At 56.0% G+C, this 21,085-nt stretch carries 25 protein-coding genes; 7 read left to right on the top strand and 18 right to left on the bottom strand.

The window, feature by feature from the left end; translation table 11 throughout:
- Positions 1 to 39: 39 nt before the first annotated feature.
- The 7 genes from ACR0EO_RS21725 to ACR0EO_RS21695 are packed head-to-tail and all read right to left on the bottom strand — an operon-like array spanning position 40 to position 5,462.
- Positions 40 to 939: a lysophospholipid acyltransferase family protein gene (locus tag ACR0EO_RS21725; protein WP_480693001.1), complete on the bottom strand. Its 900-nt coding sequence runs from the start codon at positions 937 to 939 to the stop codon at positions 40 to 42.
- A gap of 39 nt (positions 940 to 978) precedes the next feature.
- Positions 979 to 1,248 (bottom strand): HPr family phosphocarrier protein, encoded by a 270-nt coding sequence (locus ACR0EO_RS21720; protein ID WP_170428736.1) that lies wholly within the window; start codon positions 1,246 to 1,248, stop codon positions 979 to 981.
- 2 nt (positions 1,249 to 1,250) lie between these two features.
- Complete coding sequence (locus ACR0EO_RS21715; protein WP_480693000.1) at positions 1,251 to 1,658, bottom strand: PTS sugar transporter subunit IIA; 408 nt, start codon at positions 1,656 to 1,658, stop codon at positions 1,251 to 1,253.
- The gene (rapZ, locus tag ACR0EO_RS21710; RefSeq protein ID WP_480692999.1) at positions 1,655 to 2,536 is read right to left on the bottom strand and encodes an RNase adapter RapZ; all 882 of its coding nucleotides are present in this window, start codon (positions 2,534 to 2,536) and stop codon (positions 1,655 to 1,657) included. The genes ACR0EO_RS21715 and rapZ overlap by 4 nt, the downstream gene beginning before the upstream one ends.
- Complete coding sequence (locus ACR0EO_RS21705) at positions 2,533 to 3,003, bottom strand: HPr kinase/phosphorylase (protein ID WP_480692998.1); 471 nt, start codon at positions 3,001 to 3,003, stop codon at positions 2,533 to 2,535. Before ACR0EO_RS21705 ends, rapZ begins: the two co-directional genes overlap by 4 nt.
- A 4-nt stretch (positions 3,004 to 3,007) precedes the next feature.
- Positions 3,008 to 4,726 carry an ATP-binding protein gene (locus ACR0EO_RS21700; RefSeq protein WP_480692997.1) on the bottom strand — a complete coding sequence of 573 codons (1,719 nt, stop codon included), beginning with the start codon at positions 4,724 to 4,726 and terminating at the stop codon, positions 3,008 to 3,010.
- Positions 4,727 to 4,757: 31 nt separating this feature from the next.
- Positions 4,758 to 5,462: a response regulator transcription factor gene (locus ACR0EO_RS21695; RefSeq protein WP_480692996.1), complete on the bottom strand. Its 705-nt coding sequence runs from the start codon at positions 5,460 to 5,462 to the stop codon at positions 4,758 to 4,760.
- A 347-nt stretch (positions 5,463 to 5,809) separates the two neighbouring features.
- Here ACR0EO_RS21695 and ACR0EO_RS21690 point away from each other — a divergent pair, with 347 nt between their 5' ends.
- The 3 genes from ACR0EO_RS21690 to ACR0EO_RS21680 all read left to right on the top strand — a co-directional run bounded on the left by ACR0EO_RS21690 (position 5,810) and on the right by ACR0EO_RS21680 (position 8,636).
- Entirely contained in the window at positions 5,810 to 7,408 is a 1,599-nt protein-coding gene (locus tag ACR0EO_RS21690; RefSeq protein ID WP_480692995.1) for a phosphoenolpyruvate carboxykinase, read from the top strand.
- A gap of 361 nt (positions 7,409 to 7,769) precedes the next feature.
- Positions 7,770 to 8,060, top strand: a complete 291-nt coding sequence (locus tag ACR0EO_RS21685; RefSeq protein ID WP_480692994.1) for a hypothetical protein — start codon at positions 7,770 to 7,772, stop codon at positions 8,058 to 8,060.
- A 111-nt stretch (positions 8,061 to 8,171) separates the two neighbouring features.
- A complete protein-coding gene (locus tag ACR0EO_RS21680; RefSeq protein ID WP_480692993.1) occupies positions 8,172 to 8,636 on the top strand; it encodes a hypothetical protein in 465 nt (154 codons plus the stop codon).
- Here the strand turns inward: ACR0EO_RS21680 and ACR0EO_RS21675 are convergent.
- Positions 8,633 to 9,397: a sulfite exporter TauE/SafE family protein gene (locus ACR0EO_RS21675; protein WP_480692992.1), complete on the bottom strand. Its 765-nt coding sequence runs from the start codon at positions 9,395 to 9,397 to the stop codon at positions 8,633 to 8,635. The genes ACR0EO_RS21680 and ACR0EO_RS21675 overlap by 4 nt on opposite strands.
- A 144-nt stretch (positions 9,398 to 9,541) precedes the next feature.
- Between ACR0EO_RS21675 and ACR0EO_RS21670 the strand changes: the two genes are divergently transcribed.
- The 3 genes from ACR0EO_RS21670 to ACR0EO_RS21660 all read left to right on the top strand — a co-directional run bounded on the left by ACR0EO_RS21670 (position 9,542) and on the right by ACR0EO_RS21660 (position 12,389).
- On the top strand, positions 9,542 to 11,233 hold the full coding sequence (locus tag ACR0EO_RS21670; RefSeq protein ID WP_480692991.1) for an acyl-CoA dehydrogenase family protein: 1,692 nt from the start codon (positions 9,542 to 9,544) through the stop codon (positions 11,231 to 11,233).
- A gap of 158 nt (positions 11,234 to 11,391) precedes the next feature.
- Positions 11,392 to 11,946: a hypothetical protein gene (locus ACR0EO_RS21665; RefSeq protein ID WP_480692990.1), complete on the top strand. Its 555-nt coding sequence runs from the start codon at positions 11,392 to 11,394 to the stop codon at positions 11,944 to 11,946.
- 38 nt (positions 11,947 to 11,984) lie between these two features.
- Entirely contained in the window at positions 11,985 to 12,389 is a 405-nt protein-coding gene (locus tag ACR0EO_RS21660; protein ID WP_480692989.1) for an META domain-containing protein, read from the top strand.
- Here ACR0EO_RS21660 and recO read toward each other — a convergent pair.
- The 4 genes from recO to era form a co-directional block, all read right to left on the bottom strand.
- Entirely contained in the window at positions 12,361 to 13,086 is a 726-nt protein-coding gene (recO, locus tag ACR0EO_RS21655; protein WP_480692988.1) for a DNA repair protein RecO, read from the bottom strand. The genes ACR0EO_RS21660 and recO overlap by 29 nt on opposite strands.
- A 90-nt stretch (positions 13,087 to 13,176) precedes the next feature.
- Positions 13,177 to 14,076 (bottom strand): hypothetical protein, encoded by a 900-nt coding sequence (locus tag ACR0EO_RS21650; RefSeq protein ID WP_480692987.1) that lies wholly within the window; start codon positions 14,074 to 14,076, stop codon positions 13,177 to 13,179.
- A gap of 110 nt (positions 14,077 to 14,186) precedes the next feature.
- Positions 14,187 to 14,516, bottom strand: a complete 330-nt coding sequence (locus ACR0EO_RS21645; protein ID WP_480692986.1) for a DUF1491 family protein — start codon at positions 14,514 to 14,516, stop codon at positions 14,187 to 14,189.
- Positions 14,513 to 15,421 (bottom strand): GTPase Era, encoded by a 909-nt coding sequence (era, locus tag ACR0EO_RS21640; RefSeq protein ID WP_480692985.1) that lies wholly within the window; start codon positions 15,419 to 15,421, stop codon positions 14,513 to 14,515. Before era ends, ACR0EO_RS21645 begins: the two co-directional genes overlap by 4 nt.
- A gap of 157 nt (positions 15,422 to 15,578) precedes the next feature.
- Between era and ACR0EO_RS21635 the strand changes: the two genes are divergently transcribed.
- The gene (locus ACR0EO_RS21635) at positions 15,579 to 16,955 is read left to right on the top strand and encodes a multicopper oxidase family protein (RefSeq protein WP_480692984.1); all 1,377 of its coding nucleotides are present in this window, start codon (positions 15,579 to 15,581) and stop codon (positions 16,953 to 16,955) included.
- A gap of 70 nt (positions 16,956 to 17,025) precedes the next feature.
- Here ACR0EO_RS21635 and rnc read toward each other — a convergent pair whose 3' ends face one another.
- From rnc to ACR0EO_RS21605, 6 genes are all read right to left on the bottom strand, one after another.
- The gene (rnc, locus tag ACR0EO_RS21630; protein WP_480692983.1) at positions 17,026 to 17,706 is read right to left on the bottom strand and encodes a ribonuclease III; all 681 of its coding nucleotides are present in this window, start codon (positions 17,704 to 17,706) and stop codon (positions 17,026 to 17,028) included.
- Positions 17,703 to 18,542 (bottom strand): signal peptidase I, encoded by an 840-nt coding sequence (lepB, locus tag ACR0EO_RS21625; RefSeq protein ID WP_480692982.1) that lies wholly within the window; start codon positions 18,540 to 18,542, stop codon positions 17,703 to 17,705. The genes rnc and lepB overlap by 4 nt, the downstream gene beginning before the upstream one ends.
- Before the next feature lie 63 nt (positions 18,543 to 18,605).
- On the bottom strand, positions 18,606 to 19,019 hold the full coding sequence (acpS, locus tag ACR0EO_RS21620; RefSeq protein ID WP_480692981.1) for a holo-ACP synthase: 414 nt from the start codon (positions 19,017 to 19,019) through the stop codon (positions 18,606 to 18,608).
- Positions 19,016 to 19,639 carry a LysE family translocator gene (locus ACR0EO_RS21615; RefSeq protein WP_480692980.1) on the bottom strand — a complete coding sequence of 208 codons (624 nt, stop codon included), beginning with the start codon at positions 19,637 to 19,639 and terminating at the stop codon, positions 19,016 to 19,018. The genes acpS and ACR0EO_RS21615 overlap by 4 nt, the downstream gene beginning before the upstream one ends.
- On the bottom strand, positions 19,636 to 20,382 hold the full coding sequence (locus tag ACR0EO_RS21610) for a pyridoxine 5'-phosphate synthase (protein WP_480692979.1): 747 nt from the start codon (positions 20,380 to 20,382) through the stop codon (positions 19,636 to 19,638). The genes ACR0EO_RS21615 and ACR0EO_RS21610 overlap by 4 nt, the downstream gene beginning before the upstream one ends.
- A complete protein-coding gene (locus ACR0EO_RS21605; protein WP_480692978.1) occupies positions 20,375 to 21,073 on the bottom strand; it encodes a DUF2062 domain-containing protein in 699 nt (232 codons plus the stop codon). The genes ACR0EO_RS21610 and ACR0EO_RS21605 overlap by 8 nt, the downstream gene beginning before the upstream one ends.
- Between the last annotated feature and the right edge of the window lie 12 nt (positions 21,074 to 21,085).

The raw sequence follows: 21,085 nt of genomic DNA, 5'->3' as shown, positions 1-21,085 counted from the left end.
AGACCCCTCATTCTTAACTCTCTCCAGATCTCTAATGGGTCAGGGCTTAAGAGACTCGCTTAACGCCATGGTGTGCTTCCGGAGCCACGCCATGAAGCCGCGTGGATCGCGCTCGAGTAACTGCATATCCTCATCAGAAATGGGGTCACCAATGACCGGGGACTGAGGCTTGTTGCAAGACCGGACGATCTCGTGCAGCAAAAGCCCCTGCCGCAGGATCGGGGATAGCTTATTCGCTATTTGATACGCGCGTGAGTTTCTGCCCGGGAAGAAAATCGGTACAACCTGAGCACCAGATCGGCGGATCATCTTAGCAGTGAAAACATTCCATTCACGCTCTTGGGCAGGGCCGAACCAATCATCTGATGACATAACGACACCAGACGGAAACAGCGCCACGACGCCACCCTCTTTCAGGTGGTCCATAGCCTTGCCACGCATCTCAAGCATTTTGCTCTGCGCTTCCGGGTCGTGCGGAAATGGTACCGGAATCATAAACGAAGTGGCTGCTTCATCCAGACCTGTCAGCACCGATCGCGTCAGGATGCGATAGTCGCTGCGCACCTGCCCAATCAGCTCGGCCAGAATCATACCATCGACCATACCGTGTGGGTGGTTAGCAACCACAACGACAGGGCCGCTTTTCGGAATACGCGCGATCTGTTCCTGCGGCGTGGTCAGGTTGATGCCCATCACCTCAAGCGCACCGCCCCAGAAACGCTGGCCGCGATAGTACTCGTTCTTCTTCTCGAATTTGTTAACCATTCTAAGAATGGTCAGTTTGCCCGTGCACCATTCAATGGCGCGAATGGCAGTCGAGGTCCAAGCGTCGTCAAACGAATTTGCATAAGTCAGGGTTCTACGATCGTAGACTTCGCCCTGATCTTCGGCACCATCCACAACCGGGCCTGTCTTGGTATCGTGCGTCGTTTCCGCCAATTCCTGGTCTTCCCGTTTTTCGTATCGAAAAGGATGCCGTCAGAACCCTTCCCCGAACTTGTCGTTCACCAAGGTTTCCAACGCATCTGCCAACGCCTCAGCATCCGGTCCGGACGTCTCGACGTCAATAGTCGTTCCGCGTGAGGCTGCCAACATCAAAAGACCCATTATGCTGTCCCCTGATGCAGAAAGTCCGTCTTTAGAGACTTCGGCCTGCGCATCAAAGCCCTCGACCACCTCGACCAACTTGGCGGAAGCCCGAGCGTGCAGACCTTTTTCATTAATGATTTTCAAGCTTCGGTTGGTCATTCTTAATCGGTCCGATCTTCTTCCAACGTCACATTTTGCGCATTGATATATTTGCGTCCAGCCTCCATCGCCTGCCGCACGGCATCCCCGATTGGCAAGTGGCGAGATTTGGCCAATTTAATCAACATAGGTAGATTTGCGCCATAAAGGATGCGCCGATCCTGCGGTGCGCAGGCTCGTAAGCTAAGATTCGACGGGCTGCCGCCAAAAAGATCGGTCACCACAACTACGCCATCCCCGACGTCGACACTGTCAGCGGCCGCGCAAATTTCAGCCTGCTTCGCGTCGCGATCATGGTCCGCATCAATCGAGATTGCGGACACGCCGGGTTGCTTTCCGACCACATGCTGCATCGCGGCCAAGTACTCCTTAGCCAGTCCGCCATGTGCTACGAGTACGATCCCGATCAATCCGGCCTCACATTCAACGATCGACGTTCCATTTCGCGGTGCCTAATTGCCACTTGCTGCCCCTCCTCTGCAAGGGCCTTTGCAACCGCTTCCGCCATTGCCACCGATCTGTGTTGCCCTCCGGTACAACCAAAGGCGACTGAAAGGTGCGCTTTGCCCTCAGCCCGAAAGGCGGGCAACAACAGTTTCAACAGATCCACAACGCGGTCGAAGAACGGCGCATAGTTGCTATCCGACTGAACATAGTGCGCCACGTCCGGGTTTCGACCATCTTCAGCCCGTAGTTCGGGGCGCCAGTATGGGTTCGCTAGAAAACGGCAATCAAACACCATGTCCAGCCCGCGCGGCAGGCCGCGTTTGTAGGAAAAAGACTCGATCGATACCGCAAGGTGCCGTCCGCCCTGAGGCGCAAACCAGCGCTCAACCTCTTCTCGGAGTTGATGGACATTCAGAGGGCTGGTGTCGATCAGGGTATCTGCAATTTCTCGGATGGGCCCCAGAAGTTCCTTTTCTTGCAGAACGCCTGTTTCAGGGCTGGAGTTAAGCGCGACCGGATGTCGGCGGCGTGTCTCAGAGAAGCGGCGCAACAACACCTCGTCACTGCAATCGAGGTAGAGTGTCGCGAGGTCGACCTCCTCCATTCGCCGAAGCTTGACCGCAAGTTCGATAAACCCTGTTGTCGAGAAGTCTCTGTTGCGGGTGTCTATACCCAAAGCCATTGGTCGATCGCTTTGCGGCCCCTCAAGAAGACGCAACAACAAGCCCATGGGCAAGTTGTCGATCGCCTCGAAACCCAAGTCCTCAAGAACACGAATTGCCGTTGATCGACCCGCCCCAGAAGGGCCTGTAACAAGAACGATGCGCCGTTGTGGTTTCATGTGTTGGGACACTCCGGGTCCAATCGCCCCATTCTTAAAAGTTGCATAAGTGCTTCAGCTAAATTGGGGACCGCGGCGGCCCGAAGCAAGAGAACAGTTTGCCTCAGAGTCACTATCGATTCGTGTTTCGGAAGGCGCGCCGGTTCGCTCCGATCCATGTCCACGACCAAAGCGATTGGCGTTGGTCCGGCAGGCTCTGCTTTCAAAAGACCTATGCCGCGCGCTTCAATTAGACCCTCAATGTTGGGGTGTGCATCAGCTAGTACGTTTCCGCCGGCCATGCGCAACCGAACCTTGTCATCAGCGACCAACCCTGCTCCCAGAGCCATCATTTGCAGGGCCAGACCAGACTTACCCGATCCCGAGCGACCAACAATTAGCGCCCCTTGCCCTGCCACCGAAACGCAAGTTCCGTGGACAATAGCGCTGTCTTGGTTCTGGATGTCTGCGAGCGCCTGAACACTCATGACCTTAAACTGGCAGCCCCACCACAAAGCGTGCGCCAAGTGGATCGGAGGTGATGTCAGCCTCGGTCGGCCGGATGTTTTCAGCCCAGATCACGCCACCATGAGCTTCAACAATCTGCTTTGAAATCGCCAATCCAAGCCCGGAATTGTTGCCGAAATGCTCGGCCGGGCGCTGTGAGTAAAAACGCGTGAACACTTTGGTCAACGCCTGCTCGGGAATACCTGGGCCCGTATCTTCGACCACGACAAGAACCCGGTTTTCCCTCCGTCTCACCCAGACTCGAATTGCATCGTTCTCTTCACAGAAGGAGATCGCGTTTGTGATCAGGTTTACGAAAACCTGAGCAAGGCGCGCCTCGAGGCCATTCACAATAATTGAGTTTGAAGGCAGGTCAGTGATGTAGTCGATGCCCTTGGCGCGAGCGTCTTCACCCAAGTACTGTCCAAGGTTATCAAGCAGTTTGAGCAGGTCGAAGGGCTGTTCCTCTTCCTTGACCAGTTCCGCATCCAGCCTGGACGCGTTTGAGATGTCACTGACCAGACGATCCAGCCGTCGCACATCATGTTCAATTACACCCATCAGCTTGTCACGCTGATCCTCACGCTTAACCATGCGCAGTGTACCCACGGCCGATTGCAAACTGGCCAGTGGGTTTTTGATCTCATGCGAAACGTCGGCTGCAAACTGTTCGTTCGCATCAATACGGTTGTAGAGCGCTGTCACCATGCCCCTCAAAGCGCTGCTGAGACGACCGATTTCGTCTGGCCTGGCACTGAGATCCGGAATGCGAATACGGCCGGGGTTTACGCCAGCTCCGCGATCCTTGCCCATCTCGGCAGCAGCTGCCAGGTCGGCGAGTGGGTTGGCAATGGTCGATGCCAGCACAAGGCTAAGACCTACAGATACAAGCAGAGCCACAACGAACATTTGCAGAATTCGCTCCTGCTCACGCCGAGCCAATGCATCGATTTCACCGGCGGGACCAGCCATTGCGACGGCACCAACCGGCAAGCCTTCCTGAAGGATCGGAGCCGCTGCTACGATGACCGTTTGTCCGATCTCATCTTTCACGGCCTGAACTTGCATCTGACCCAAAAGGGCTTCGGGAATAATCTCCTGGACCCGCTGCGCCAGAGTTGGCGCGTCGCCAGGATCCGAACGGGCAAAGACCTTGGACAGTCCAGTCCAGACAGCATTCAGCGCATCGCTGATCAGCGTGCTTCCTGTCTGCAATTCGGTGTCAGGTCTGAGGAGGACCGGCATTTGTGAAGACGTCGACGCGCCACGCGTCCACCCGATCAGGGTGCCGCCCCCATCGTAAACAAAGACTTCACCGCCTTCGGGCAGGCTAAGACCGGCAAGAGTATCACGCACATCTAGAACAGCGGCATCTTGCGGTGGGCCGGAGGTATTTTGGCGCAGCTGTGCTTCGAACACGTTGCTGACCAATTGAGCATCGCCAATCAGGTTACGCGCAGTTTGCTGAACCTGCTCTTCTCTGGAATCATCCAAGTAGAGCAGACCCGTAACGAGGATCACCAGCGCAATCAGATTGAAGGTTATAATTTTCCGCGCGAGGGGTGAGCCACGCAACGAGAACAGGTTGCGGCTCCGACGTGAAGCCCGCAGCTCTGCAGACTCGGGATCCTGCGGGATGACCCAATCATCCCCAAGAACGACATCCACGTCCCGCATTTCGCTGGCATGTTCCGTATCGCGCACGAGACCAGTTTACCCCTTTGAAAGCGGCTGCTTATTCTTCGTTGTAACGGTAGCCGATACCATAGAGTGTTTCGATGGCCGAAAACTCTGGGTCGGCGGCACGCATCTTTTTGCGCAAACGCTTGATATGGCTGTCGATGGTTCGGTCGTCGACATAGACCTGATCATCATATGCCACATCCATCAGCTGATCCCGACTTTTGACGAAACCCGGACGCTGCGCCAGTGCCTGAAGCAACAAGAACTCGGTCACGGTCAAAGAGACGTCCGCTCCCTTCCACGAAACCGCATGGCGCAGTGGATCCATCCGCAATTCACCACGTTCCATCACTTTGGTGTCGCCGGAGGTGGCATTCGTAACATCGCCCGAGGTCGCCTCTTGCCGGCGCAACAAGGCGCGGATGCGCTCAACCAGCAAACGCTGCGAAAAGGGTTTCTTCACATAGTCATCAGCGCCCATGCGCAGACCCAGAACTTCGTCGATCTCATCGTCCTTGGACGTTAGAAAGATGACGGGCATCTGAGTTTTCTGGCGCAGCCGCTGCAAGAGATCCATGCCGTCCATACGCGGCATCTTGATATCCAGCACAGCCATATCAGGGAGTTTTTTGTTGAATGCGTCTAGGGCTGCCTGCCCATCGTTATACGTTTCTACCTCGAATCCTTCTGCCTCGAGGGTCATGGATACGGACGTCAGAATGTTTCTGTCGTCGTCCACCAGTGCAATCTTTGACATCGGGGGTACCCCTATTCCTGCTCACTCACGCAATATTTCTCTTATTAGTAGGGCATTTTTGGCGTTTTTATGGCCGCGAATCAATCCGTATCTGCGAATCGTGCGATTGTTGTCACACAGTTGCGGCAAAAAAGCCGTTAATGCAGGCGGAAAAGTGCCCTGTTTTCGGACAGAAAATCCTTGATGGCGCTAAACCTGTACTTGGTTGCGCTAACTGCGCCAAACCGTCCTGTTCATGCCCTAAATGACCGTGATAAGACGCGCCCAGCCGCCGGACTTTCCCGGCACACTGCCCCAAGAGCGCACGTGGCCCAACTGCCGCAGCGCCGCCACAGGAGAAGACACACATGACATCTGGACGGGTTAACCCGCAATTCCGCCTCGAAGATCAGGGCATCGAGGGTCTCGGAAATGTCTATTACAACTTCATGGAACCGGCGCTGATCGAAGAAGCGCTGAAGCGCGGCGAAGGCACACTTGGCAACGGCGGGGCCTTTTTGGTTACCACCGGCAAGTTCACTGGTCGCTCGCCCAAGGATAAACACGTTGTCAAAACTGACAGCGTCGCGGACACCATCTGGTGGGAAAACAACGCCGCGATGAGCCCCGAAGGATTTGACGCCCTTTATGCCGACATGCTCGAGCACATGAAGGGGCGTGATTACTTTGTGCAGGATCTTGTTGGCGGTGCGGACCCAGCCTATTCAATCAACGTGCGCATGGTCACTGAGCTGGCTTGGCACAACCTGTTCATCCGTCACCTGCTGCGCCGTCCGGATCGTGAAGATCTGAACGAGTTCATTGCCGACTTTACCATCATCAACTGCCCCAGCTTCAAGGCTGATTCTGCCAAGCACGGTTGTCGCAGTGAAACCGTCATTGCGCTGAACTTTGATCGCAAGATGATTCTGATCGGTGGCACCGAGTACGCAGGTGAGAACAAGAAATCTGTTTTCACCCTGCTGAACTACATGCTGCCTGAAAAAGGTGTGATGCCGATGCACTGCTCGGCCAACCACGCCGTTGGCAATCCGGTCGACACCGCCGTGTTCTTTGGCCTCTCCGGCACCGGCAAGACAACCCTGTCCGCCGATCCTGCCCGCACCCTGATCGGTGATGACGAGCATGGCTGGTCTGATCGCGGCACCTTCAACTTCGAAGGTGGTTGCTATGCCAAGACCATCAACCTGAACGCCGAGGCCGAGCCGGAAATCTACGCGACGACCAGCAAGTTCGGCACCGTGATCGAGAACATGGTCTTTGACCCCGAAACCAAGGAATTGGATTTCGACGACGACTCGCTGACCGCTAACATGCGCTGCGCCTACCCGCTCGAGTATATCTCGAACGCCTCCAGCAGCGCTCTGGGCGGCCACCCAAAGAACATCATCATGCTGACCTGCGATGCATTTGGTGTGCTACCTCCGATCGCGCGACTGACACCGGCACAGGCGATGTATCACTTCCTGTCCGGCTTCACTTCGAAAGTTGCCGGGACTGAACGTGGCATTACTGAGCCTCAGCCAACATTCTCGACCTGCTTCGGTGCGCCGTTCATGCCCCGTCGCCCCGAGGCGTATGGCAACCTGTTGCGGGACAAGATCGCCCAGCACGGTGCGACCTGCTGGTTGGTGAACACCGGCTGGACCGGTGGTGCCTACGGCGTTGGCTCGCGGATGCCGATCAAGGCAACCCGCGCCCTGCTCACCGCAGCGCTGGACGGCTCTCTACGCGACGCCGAGTTCCGCAAAGACGCTAACTTCGGCTTTGACGTACCGGTTTCAGTACCCGGCGTAGCCGAGGTTCTGCTGGACCCGCGCCGCACCTGGGACGATCAGGCCGCGTTCGACAAGCAAGCCGAGAAACTGGTGCAGATGTTCGCAGAGAACTTCGAGCAATACCTGCCGTTCATCGACGAAGACATCAAAGCCGTCGCAATCGGCTAATTGAAAAGGGGGCGAATTCGCCCCCTTTTTAGACTGGATGTCTCACCTCAAAGTGATCACCTTAAAGTTGTATTATGCACAATGCGCATACAAATGCGTTGCCCGGGATCACGGCATGGGGTATTTGATGACGTCATTATGACAAAAAGTCCGGCGCAAAAATGCACCGGACCAAACTTAAAAAGACCTTGGGGTGGCTCGAGCAGACGTTCATATCAGCAAATTGAGCAACCTAATCAGATATGTAGTGTATTATAAAGGGAGTAAGTGTCAAGGTGAGACGTGCTGAAAACACTCAGAACAGCATGTCCTATTTCGTCGCAGCTGCGCGGCTCTCGACACTTAAAATGATGGGTAGAATATGACCGAAATCTCGAAACTGACCGAATTGCGCAAACTCATGCAAAGCATGGAGCGGACTCTGGGACTGGAGCAACTCTCTCCGGTTGAGCGGGACATTTATTATGCCGCTGAAGAATTGTCCAAATCAGACGTCGAAGTGCGCACCTTTGGCCTAATAGAACACACCCTTGTACAAAGCGTTTCGCGCCCGACATTTTTTCGCGCGCTGAAGTCGCTGGTTCAAAAAGGGTACCTGTCGCAAAGCGGCAGCGCCAACCGGGGACGGTATATCGTACATGCCCCCAAGTGACGCCCTTGATCTGCGCATCAGTGGTTGATCAACGTGCGCAGGTGGGCCTCTGACACATTCTTCGCCTCTCTGGCATATGTAGTTGCATCGTTCCTCACGTTCGAGGTTCTGATGCCACTGCAGAATGTGTTTTTTCCTGAATACCCCAGTCGGGCAAGCCTGCTGTTTCTGCCGCACGGTGTCCGTGTTTTGACTGCCTGGCTCTTGGGCTGGCGTGCAATCTTTGCCTTGCTGCCCGGGGTGTTCATAGTTTTCGCCTTTCTTGGCGGCAGCGATGTCTTCCTGCCCAGTCGGTTGATGGCCATTGCCATTGCCGTCACCACAGTTCCTGCGGTTTTCTATCTCTGCAAATGGGTTGGTTGGGATTTGTTCCCGCGGCCAGATCGCAAGCCCTGCTGGGCTTGTATCATGGGCGTGGGAATTATCACCTCATTCTTGGTATCCAGCCTGACCAATATGGCATTCGGCAGCGCCCGTGTTGAGTATGTGGCGTTTTTGATTGGCGATATCTCAGGCCTGTTTTTCCTGATGCTGGGGCTGTACTACACACTTAGGTTTATAGACAGCCGGGCCTAACCCAACAGGCCCCGTCGCAGCAGATTCAGCCCGGCAATCAGCAGAACAAGCAACGTCACCTTGCGAAACAGGGCCTGGTCAATTCGGGACTGAAGCCGCAATCCAACCCACATCCCAGCCAGCGCGGGTACAATCAGAGCAGCCGAAAACGGAGCGGTTTCGGCCCGGAAAATTCCTGATCCCAGATGCGCGAACATCAAAGCTACCGCCCCTAACCCATAAATCACTCCCTGCACCCGCATTTGCACCGCCTTTGGCGTGTTCAAAGCGGTCAGGTAGGCGACGGTTGGCGGCCCCCAGATGCCAGACATACCCCCTACAAAGCCGGCAACTGCACCAATTGTTGCTTCGATTTTTGCCGACGGATTGTTCAGCGTTAAGCGTGCGCCCAGCACCTGAATCAGCGCAAAGAAAGTGACCGGAATACCGATCATCAACAGGAAGGTTCGAGCGGGAACGAGGCTAACCAACTGCGCCCCCAACAAAAGAAATACCAGGCCAACGATCAGAAATACGCGGAACTGCCGAATGGACGAAACAGCCGCGGGCACGCCCTCGCGCAAGGCCTGAACCACGTTTGTCACCAATGTCGGCAGAATCAGCCCGGCGATAGCCAGGTGCGGTGGTAGAAAAATGCTCAGCCCTGAAACCAGAACCATGGGCATGGCAAAACCCACCATTCCTTTGACCCATCCGGCCACGAAGGCCACGGCCAAAGCAAACAATAAGTCCTGCGGAGTTAGCATCGGAAACAAAGTCATAGTGGAGTGATATCACTCCTATCGAGCGCTGCACTGCAAAATCGTTCGAGCAATTTTTGAACTTTTTCCTAGCGTAATTCGTATTTTTCTTGCGCTGCACGTGCAGCATGATATGACCAACCAACCCAAGGAGAGACGTGAATCATGGCCCATGACGGACAGGATATGACCCAGATGACCACATCCGCGATTTTGCCCGACCTTCTGACCCTGACCCGTGCGGCTGTGCCTGCGGTCGAAACAGTGTTTGAGCGCGCACGCGAGTCGGTTCGCGCGATGGTAACCGCCGATGACCGCGTATCTGGCGCGCTGATCGAAGCGAACCAAACAGCCGCTCACGGGCTGGCGTGGCTGGCAACTTACAACCAGTCCCTACAGCAAATGCAACGCTGGGCCGAAGCCCTGAACGCCGACGGTAAATTCGGTGAAATCGAACAGCTGCTTCACCAAATCGCGTTCGGCGAATACTTGCATCAGGTCGCAGGCGGTATTCCGATGAACCAGGGCGAAGTTGTGCGCCTTCAGGACATGGGTCTGGGTTGGGACGCTCTTTCCGGCTTCCAATCCTCAGAAGTTCAGACACTGATGACTCAGGCCAACTCTCAGGCTGCCCGCACGCGTTTGGTAGAACTGATGGAAGATCAGGCCGGTGCGACCATGTTCGGCGCGTCCGGTCTGGACGAAGAGCTTGAAATGATCCGCGACCAGTTCCGCCGTTACGCGCAAGAGAGGGTCGAACCGAACGCGCATGAATGGCACCTCAAGGACGAGCTGATCCCGATGGAAATCATCGAGGAACTGGCCGAGATGGGTGTCTTTGGCCTAACCATTCCAGAAGAATTTGGCGGTTTTGGCCTGTCCAAAGCCTCGATGTGTGTGGTCTCTGAAGAGTTGTCGCGAGGCTACATCGGCGTTGGCTCACTGGGCACTCGGTCCGAGATCGCAGCCGAACTGATCATCGCAGGCGGCACCGATGAGCAAAAAGCCAACTGGCTACCGAAACTGGCCAGTGCTGAAATCCTGCCGACAGCCGTGTTCACCGAACCCAACACCGGTTCCGACCTCGGAAGCCTTCGCACCCGTGCGGTCAAGAACGCAGATGGTGACTATGAGATCACCGGCAACAAGACATGGATCACCCACGCGGCACGCACCCACGTGATGACCCTGCTGGCCAGAACCAACCCCGACACCACAGACCATCGTGGCCTGTCCATGTTCCTTGCCGAGAAAACACCGGGCACCGACGAGGCCCCGTTCCCCACACCCGGCATGTCCGGTGGCGAGATCGAGGTTCTGGGCTATCGCGGCATGAAGGAATACGAGCTGGGCTTTGACGGCTTCAAAGTCAAAGGTGAAAACCTTCTGGGCGGCGACGAGGGCAAGGGCTTCAAACAGTTGATGGAGACGTTCGAGTCCGCCCGCATCCAGACTGCCGCCCGCGCCATCGGCGTGGCACAGAGCGCGCTGGATATCGCGATGCAATACGCGCAGGACCGTAAGCAATTCGGCAAATCGCTGATCAACTTCCCGCGTGTATCCGGCAAGTTGGCCATGATGGCAGTTGAGATCATGATCGCGCGTCAGCTGACCTATTTCTCAGCTTGGGAAAAGGATCACGGTCAGCGTTGCGACCTTGAGGCCGGGATGGCCAAGCTGCTAGGTGCCCGCGTGGCGTGGGCCGCGGCCGACAACAGCCTGCAAATCCACGGCGGCAATGGTTTTGCGCTGGAGTACAAAATCAGCCGCGTCCTGTGCGACGCGCGTATTCTGAACATTTTTGAAGGGGCTGCCGAAATTCAGGCACAAGTCATCGCACGGCGTTTGCTCGGGTGACTTTTCGGCAATCCTGTTTCCCCAACTGGCCCGGCCTTTGCGCCGGGTCTTTTTCTGCGTGGGGTCAGTTGTGATCCGCCGACGCGCCAACTTCCCCTTTGATCTCAGGCCTGAACCCAGTTAGAGCTTCCTGCGCTTTGAAACAAATGGCACTCGGAATGATCAAACGACTATTCGTAATTTGGGCGATCCTTGCCGCCCTCGTCGTGGGCGGCTGTACCAGCACTCCGCCGACTGCCACTCAGAACGATGTAAATGAGTTGGCGCAAGCCATCCAATCCCTGGGGCCTAAGGTCGATCCGGTCGAAGCGAGAGAGGCCGCGACGATCGCCTATTCCTATTCCCAACAGCTCAAGCAGGAATGGAACGTCACCGACTCTGCCATCGTTCACAATGCCAAGATCATCAATGGCTTTCGTGAAAAAGGCCTGTGCAACGACTGGGCCCAAGCGATGACAACGCGTCTGCGGCAGGAAAACTTCCGCACACTGGACCTGCACTGGGCTACATCTCCGCCGACACAATTCCGGATCATCCACCACTCGGCTTTGATCAGTGCCAAAGGGGACTCAATGTATGACGGCATCATTCTGGACCCTTGGCGCGCAAGCGGTTCTCTGACATGGGCACCCGTGCGCGAAGACACCAAGTACAACTGGCGCCCCCGTTTGGAAGTCCGTGAAGAGCTGATAAGCGGCGAACTGCCTTACTAACCGTTTCCTCACGCCAAAGGATGCGATAGGACCGCCCCATGATACGCCTGCTGCTGACACTGCCTTTGATCACCCTTTTTCAGTGCAACAAAGATGAGACAGTTGCCGCATATGGTGCCGCGGATCAGACTTGGGCTCTGCAAGAGATCGACGGACAGCCATTTGAGGCCAGTGCGCTACTGCGATTTACCGAAGACGGCCAAATTGAAGGCAACGCCCCCTGCAACAGCTATAGCGGCGCTCTGGCGGCACCCTACCCTTGGTTCGAAATCGCTGATCTCACCGCCACGCGGGCTGCCTGTGCCGGACTTGAGGCCGAGGGCTTTTACTTCGCTGCTCTTATCGCAATGACCCAGTCCGAGGTATCAGGCGAAGTACTTATCCTTCGCAATGAAGACGGGCACGAAATGGTGTTCAGAGCCGTCGAGCAAACTGATCAATAAAACGCGCTCGCGCTTCGGGCAAAGGCTGGTGTCCGAGTGACGTCGCTACCCTGCTCTCTAGAAAATACCCTGTTGTCCGCAATCCCTGGATAATTTCGGTGTCCGGCGCCGCCCCTTCTCCGCGCAAACAGGGAGGCAGCGGCAATAGCTTATCCGCCCACTCCCCTGCCCCTTCGGCACTCACGGCCCTGCCGGTTTTGGGTGAGACATAAACCAGCCCCTCAGTCGCCCCTGTCACTGCGCAAGCGGAAAGATCCAGACCAAATCCAAGCTCTTCCACCAAAGCCAACTCCCAGCGCAGATAGGCCAAGGGCCAGATTTCGTCTTGCCCGAGCAGGTCCATCAATTGTTCTGTCTGTTTGTAAATCGCAGGGTGCGGCTCTCGCTCCGGCAGGCAAAATGATAACAAAGACACCACTGCATTAAGTCCCGCCAATGCCATCCGACCCGAAAACGCCGCAGCGGCGCGAGACCGCAACGGTTCCACCTGAAACGTTCCGATATGCTCCTCTAGCCGCGCTCGCCAGAGTACGTCCAACTGCGCGCCTGGCTGCAGGATCGGCGCGATCTTTCGGCTTGTGCCCCCACGCACGACACCTGCATGACGACCATGGCCCTCGGTAAAGACCTCAATGATCGCCGCCGTCTCACCATGACGGCGAGAGGTTAAAAGTATGCCATGATCACGCCAATCCACGTGCGTTCCTTTTGTAAGGTTACGTCTTCACAGCAAAAAAGCGTATGACGTCCGGCTAAGCAATAGGCGCAAGCTGGCTCTGAAAGGTAATTAGAACCTGGCCCTGAACGCAAAGCCAACCAAGGGTGCAGTATCATAGTCTTGGCGACTGATTTCAGCCCCGTTCGCATCATCTAGCGTTAAGCGTCCATCAAGCTCGGCACCGGCAAACACATTCAACGAAATACCCGGGTTAGGGGAGTAGCCAAATGCCAGAACAACAGGAATACTCTTGTCCTCCCCGACCCCGCCAGGAGCCAGACCATCATCATCCAATCTGAACCGAATTCTTTCGGACCGCGCAGAAAGGGATAGGTTCATGTCTTCGTTCAGTGCATAGCTGAGCGTCAACCCTGGCCCTTGGGTCGCACCAATCCCAGAACCGGTATTCAGGTTCCAGCGGTCATTGATATCCCAATCCACCAATACTGCCGGGAAGAAATCGATATCATCATCTTCGAGCTGCGAAAACGCACCAAATGCAGGACCAATGGTGAGGCGTTCATTCAGCTTCCAAGCAATACCTGCGAATACACCATAAGTGCGACCATCCGAAGCTGAGGCGCCGCTTTGATAGTCCCACCTGACTTGTGGCGATACAAATGCGGTAGCCGTTTCCCCAACGCGAAACCTCACCGGTGCGGACACGCGGATATCACGGATATCTTCCCACGGCTGGTTATCGGCTTCGCTGAAACTGTAATCGAAACGACCGAAACTGGCTGAAAGCCCAGCTGAGTTCCCACCTTCCATGTTGTAAAGAGCGGTAGCTCTCAAAAAGGCCCGGCTTGCCGAAAACTCGCCGCCATCGCTCAAGCCGGCATCGGTTTGAAAGGCGGCAAGTCCATCCAGTTGATAAACCCAGCCCTGCTTGGGTTGTGCCAACGCAGATAACGCTGTGAACGTCCAGATTAAATAGGCAAGGCTACAAGCGAACGAGACGATTTTCATTTTTTCCAGCCTTCCAGGGACGGGCACAATCTGAAATAGCACTTCAACGTTCCGGGTAGAACGCACAATAAAAATAGAATGTTAAACTGTGTCCGCCAGACCGATTGCGGTTAGTCCAGACCTTCTTCACCAAGCAAATGTCGGCCCTGCCGGTCTTCAACTTCAATCACCCAAAGGTCAGGATCAAAGCTGCGCTGGCGTTGGATAGCCGAGTCCACGTCCACCTCCGGGCCTGAGGACAACTCTACCCATTTCCGCTCACCGCTCATGAGATCAAAACTACGCTGGAACGCGATCGCCTGACCATCAAGAGTGTTGAGTTTGACAAGCACCGCGCCCGCCGTATCGTCGCCATGCGCGACAACAAAGGCCGGGATCTCTTGAAAGCGCAGACGTGCGAGATAGGCGTGAACCCAGAACTCGGCTGTAAGACGGGTCATGCGTTGCCGTCTTTGAAATCCAGACCCATTTCTGAATAGCGCTCGGATTCCTCCAGCCAATTGGGCCGTACCTTGACCTGAAGAAACAAGTGAATCTTGCGATCAAGGAACTCTTCCAACTCTGCTCGTGCCGCTTGGCTGACGGCTTTGATCGTCTCACCCTTTTTGCCCAGCACGATGCCTTTGTGGCCATCGCGCATAACATAAATGATTTGATCAATCCGGGCAGAGCCGTCCTTACGCTCTTCCCAGTTTTCGGTTTCGACAGTCAACTGATAGGGCAGTTCCTGATGCAGACGTAGAGTCAGCTTTTCGCGTGTCATTTCGGCGGCGATCATGCGCAGGGGTAGATCAGCAATCTGATCTTCGGGATAGAGCCACGGGCCCTCGGGTAGCTTGCCAGCCAACCATTTACGCAGGTCGTCAACGCCATACCCTCGTTCAGCCGAAATCATGAAGGTTTCTGCAAACGGATAGCGCGCATTCAGGTCACTGGTCAGCGCCAGCAAGGCCTCGGACGGAACCTTATCGATCTTATTGATCGCCAGCGCGATGGTGCGCCCCTGCCCGATTTCTTCCAGACCTTCGAGGATGCGTTCGACCCCCTCAGTGATACCGCGATGGGCCTCGACCATCAGAACAACAACATCCGCATCAGCGGCCCCGCCCCAAGCGGCGGCTACCATCGCACGGTCCAGACGCCGGCGCGGTTTGAACAAGCCAGGCGTGTCCACAAAAACCAGCTGAGCGTCCCCTTCCATCGCGACGCCGCGAATGCGGGCGCGTGTGGTTTGAACCTTATGCGTGACGATCGAGACTTTGGCCCCAACCATGCGGTTCAAAAGGGTGGATTTGCCTGCGTTGGGCTCTCCGATCAGGGCGATAAATCCGGCGCGTGTGGTCATGTTCAATGCGATCCTGGTTGCAAGTGCGCACCCCTATAGCAGAAAGACCCTTTGGACCAGAGGGATTTGTCGCATTGCGGCCATGCGGTTCCAGTGGCAGGAGCAAGTAGCGCCACGCCGAACCCAGCCAGGCGACCTTCAAACCTAAGAGGTAGTGATGAAGCGTCGTGAGTTTCTGTTGGGCAGCGGTGCCGCTGCTGGCGCTTTGGGCCTTGGTCGATTTGGAGTGGCCGCAAGCACCAAAGAGCTGGTGATCCAGCCGGCCGCCTTTAAGCTTCGCGATCAGGTCACACAGGGAATGGTCAGCCTTTCACAAGATGCGCCACCCCCAGTTCTCTATGGCCAACAAGGTAAAGCGATGCGACTGCCGGTTCGCAATACCTTGAATGAGTATACTGCGATGCACTGGCATGGATTACGCATTTCAAATGGAATGGATGGAGTTCCGTACCTTACGCAAATGCCAATCGGCCCAGATGAGGTTTTTGACTACGAATTCACACCGCCCGATGCTGGCACCTATTGGTATCACCCCCACTGCATGACGATGGATCAAATGGCGCATGGCCTGACCGGCGTTATGGTGATCGCCGAGGCCGAAGACCCCGGTTTCGATAGTCAGCAAGTGGTGAACTTGCGCGATTTCCGATTGGACGAGCAAGACCAGTTCTTGCCAGCCTATACAGCGCGTGGTGCAGCCCGGGCGGGAACGTTTGGAAATACTCAAACCGCCAACTGGCAGGATGCCCCGGTCTACGACCATAAGTCCGGAAGTTTGGTGCGATTGCGCGTTGCGAACACTGATACAACACGCATCCACAAGCTGCATCTTGAGGGGGGCGCGGCGCGGATCATCGCTTGGGACGGCCACCCTGTTGATGTTGAGCTTGTTATGCCAAACGCCGAAAACCCTTTACTCGTCGGCCCCGGCCAACGCGTTGACTTTGCGGTGGTGATGCCTCCCAACGAGGGTCAAACTGTCGATCTCATGGCAAAGTTCCCCGGTCGTCCGCCTCGTGCAATGACGCAGTTGCAGGCAATAGGGCGCCCTGAAAGGCGAAACCTGCAGGACCTGCAACCCTTGCCAAAGAACCCAATTGCAAAACCTGATTTGGCAAACGCCGAGCTGCACGAATTCGTCTTTGGCTGGACGCCCGAAGGAGGAGAACCAAACAACGGATTCTGCGGCTCGTTGGGCTACAACTTCTGGTCTATCAATCGTCAGCCTTGGCCCGGTGATGCAGCGCAAGGCGTTGGGCCTTTGGCAACACTTGAGATGGGTAAGAGCTATGTTTTGCGGTTGCGCAACGAGTCGCCCAACCTGCATCCTATCCACCTGCATGGGCTTGCTTTTGTGCCGTTGAGCTCGAACCTGCGCACCCTGCCACCCTTGGTCACGGATACAATTCTGCTGTTGAAAGACGAAGTCGTCGAGATTGCTCTGGTCGCAGACAATCCGGGTGACTGGGCCTTTCACTGTCATGTCATTGAGCATCAAAAGACCGGGCTGACAGGGTTTATCCGGGTGGTTTGAAATCGAGCTTCAGGCAGAAGGGTTTACAAGCGAACCGTCGCACTGTGTTTGAACAGCGCAGCGCTTTCGATCACTTGTCCAAACTATCAAGCAGCGCCTTGGCTGCGGCTTGTTCGGCCTGACGCTTCGAACCCGCCGTTGCCTGCGCCTCTGCTCCATCCTGCAGACGTGCTGCGATGGTGAAGACAGGTGCGTGATCAGGGCCACTACGTTTGACTTCAACATAGCTTGGCGGCTTTTGGCCCCGTGCCTGAGCCCATTCCTGCAAAGACGTCTTCGCATCTCGCGCATCAGCTTCGACCGAGTGCACGCGATCTCCCCAAAGCGCCAATATCACGTCGCGCGCAGCTTCAAACCCAGCATCTCGGTAGATAGCGGCGATAACGGCCTCCATCGCATCACCCAGCAGAGCCTGCTTTCGACGACCACCAGACAACATCTCAGACCGACCCAGCTTCAGCACCGCACCAAGGTCGATCTGTCGGGCAACATCAGCACAAGCCTCTTTGCGGACTAGCGCGTTGAAACGGGGCGCAAGTTGACCCTCTGAGGCCTTTTTATCGGCCTCAAGCAAAGCTGTCGCCATAACGAGGCCCAGAACACGGTCACCCAAAAACTCCAACCGCTGGTTGTCAGGGCGCGTTGAGGACGAAACAGAGCCGTGGGTCAGCGCCCGCACCAGCAGTTCCGGGTTGGCAAACTCATACCCCAGGCGCTGCTGGAACGCTTTTATGTCAGCCGAAAGCTTCAATTGACCGCCTTAAAGAATCGATCACCACGCCACGTCCAAAAGAACAGCATCGACCGCCCAGCAGACGAGAACATGATCCGGTCCGCACGACCGATCAGGTTCTCATATGGCACATAACCAACCCCGCCAGCAGATTGCGGCAAACGGCTATCGCTCGAGTTATCGCGGTTGTCGCCCATAAAGAAATAATGGCCTTCGGGCACGGTGTAGATGCCTGTATTGTCAGACCCCTGGTTCCCGATGTTCAGCACGTCGTAGGAAACCCCGTTGGGCAAAGTTTCGATCAGCCGAGACTTTTCGCACGCACCACCAAAGCCCACAGGGCCGTTCTCACAACGCGGTCGCAAACCTTGAGGGCCTTGCGGAGCAGCCACTTCGGTGAAAACACCATCAGGTTGCTGAGGAACTGGAGTTCCGTTCAGGATGATCTGACCTTCGCGCACCTGAATACGGTCGCCCGGCAAACCAATCAGACGTTTGATGTAGTCACGACCGGTAACCGGATGGCGGAAAACGATGACATCGCCGCGCTCGGGATCTCCGCCCCAGATACGGTCATTGTCGTCACCCTGCATCCAACCGCAAACGTCCTTGGCATCAATGTTTAGGCCGACGCTGGGAATGATCAGACTGGGACATGACGCGTAGGAATAGCCGTAGGCCATCTTGTTAACGAAGAGAAAGTCACCAATCAGCAAGGTCTGCTTCATCGATCCGGAAGGAATCCAGAACGGCTGAAAGAACAAGGTACGGAAAACGCCTGCAATCAGCAGGGCATAGACGATGGTTTTGATCGTCTCCCAGACGGGATTTCCGGTTTTGACGTCCTCGGCCATACTGCTCTCCGGTCCTTGGTTTGTAGGACTGCTACATGCGGGGCCGAGGGGGGCAAGTCAAGGCTAGCTGGTGCGACTTTGAAGTGGACGCGCTTCGATCACCACAAAGGCCTGCGCCCACGGATGATCATCGGTCAGAGTGACATGGATAATTGCCTCATGCCCGTCGGGCGTCATTTCTTTCAGTCGCTCGGCGGCCCAACCGGTGACGTGCATGACGGGCTGACCGGTGCGCAGATTGGTTACGGCCATATCTTTCCATGAGATACCCATGCGCAAGCCAGTGCCCAAAGCCTTGGAACATGCTTCTTTTGCGGCCCAGCGTTTCGCGTAGGTGCCTGCGGTATCCGCGCGACGCTCGGCTTTGCTCTGCTCGGTCTCAGTAAAGACGCGATTGCGGAACCGGTCACCAAACCGGTCGAGCGTGCCCTGAATGCGCTCAATGTTTGCGAGATCTGTACCGATACCGAGGATCATGAAAGGCGCACCGTCAGAATTTTGTAGCTCGCAAAGCCAAAAAAGCCTGCGAATGCGAAATCAAACCATCTGCGCGCTCGGCTGTACGCGCGTACCATCCGTTCAGACGAAAACAGGAACGCATAGCCGATGAATACCACCAGAGATCCAGCATAAAGCATCGCAAAATAGCCGAGCAGCATCGTGAGACTGGCATCGTTTGGCGCGACGATTGCATAGATCGAGCCCCAGCTCAAAATTGCCTTAGGGTTGGTAAGGTGAATTGCAGCACCTTTGGCAAAGATCGCACCCAATGATCCCGTGACAGGTTTCCCCAAAGCCACATCGTCTGTTGTCATGGCCCGGCGCAGAGCCTTGAAGGCGAGCCAACCCAGATACGTCACACCAAGATATCGAATGATTTCAAAAACCCAGGCGTTAGCCAACATGATCGCCGAAAGGCCCAAAGCAGCGGCAATGCCCCAGGCAGCCGAGCCTGCACAAATACCTAAAGCAAAAGCCAATCCGGCACGACGCCCGTCATTCATCGCTGTTCCGGCAATTCCCATCGTCGCCGGTCCGGGAGAGCCCCCTGCAAACAGCCACGCAACCCAGATTGCGATGAACGCCGGGGTAATCATGCCCGCGCCTCATCCATCAAGCGCCGCATCTCGGCTATAGCCGGAGTAAGACCGCGGAAGATCGACTCGCCTATCAGGAAGTGACCGATATTCAGTTCGCGCACCTCGGGGAAAGCCGCGATGGGTTTTACCGTGTCGTAGGTCAGGCCGTGACCCGCGTGGACCTCAAGCCCGAGTGAATGGGCGAATGCGGACATCTCACGCAGGCTTTCCAACTCACGGTTGGCCGCGTCCATGCGGCCTTCAACATAGGCATCACAATAGGCACCAGTGTGCAGCTCGATCACTTCGGCGCCGATCCGATGAGCCGCTTCAATCTGGCGCTGATCCGCCGCGATGAAGATCGATACTCGACAGCCGACTTCGCGCAGAGGGGCGATGTAGTGCGCCAGCTTGTTCTCTTCGCGTGCAACCTCAAGCCCGCCTTCTGTGGTACGCTCTTCACGCTTTTCCGGTACGATGCAAACAGCGTGCGGTTTATGGCGCAGAGCGATTTTCTGCATCTCTTCGGTCGCCGCCATTTCAAAATTCAGTGGCACTGTCAGGGCGTCCATCAGCGCCTCGATATCAGCATCGACGATATGGCGGCGGTCTTCTCGCAAATGGGCCGTGATACCATCCGCACCGGCCTCCTCTGCTAGTTTCGCCGCACGCATAGGGTCGGGATACGCACCACCCCGCGCGTTTCGGATTGTCGCGACATGGTCGATGTTTACGCCCAAACGCAGATGGTTGTCAGACATCGTTTGATTCCTTTCCCGAACTTTGGCCCGACCCTAGTGGGTTTACCACAGGAGCGGCAGCCTCGGTTTCGGCCATACGTTTGATTTCGTCGAACTTTGCCTTGATCCGGTCGCGACGACGTTGCTGATAGGTTCGGATCAACGGCAGGCTAAGGTAATAGCAGATCGCTCCGGCCAGCAGACCCGGCAGAACACCACCGACCAGATAGGGAAAGAACACCTCATCATAGAACACGCTTAACCCGCCCCAGTCAGCGACACGGTCGGTAAACATGGCCAGAAAGTTGTTTTTGAGATCGCTCAGAGCATTGACGAAATTATCCATCAGGCCCTGCGTTTCCTCTTCCTCGAAATTGTCACCCAGAATGAAGTGCCCGGTCTGCAGACACACCACTCCAATGGGAACATAGGTCAACGGATTGCCGAAAAACGTACCACTCAGCGCAGCCAGAAGGTTTCCGTTCAACAGGCGGCTCAACAAGGCCGCTACAACGAAATGCAAGCCGTAGAATGGCGTGAAGGCCGTGAAAACACCTACACCAACACCCCGGGCGATACGCTCAGGCGAATCCGGCAGACGGCGGACACGGTGTTTGACGTAGTGAAATGCCCGTGTCCATCCGCCACGCGGATAGACAAATTCCGAAGCGATCTGGACAGGCGAGCGTCGATCTCGGCGCTTGAATACCACTCCTGATCACCC

Source organism: Ruegeria sp. BE9, assembly GCF_056538765.1.
This window is presented reverse-complemented; position numbering and strand designations above follow the sequence as displayed.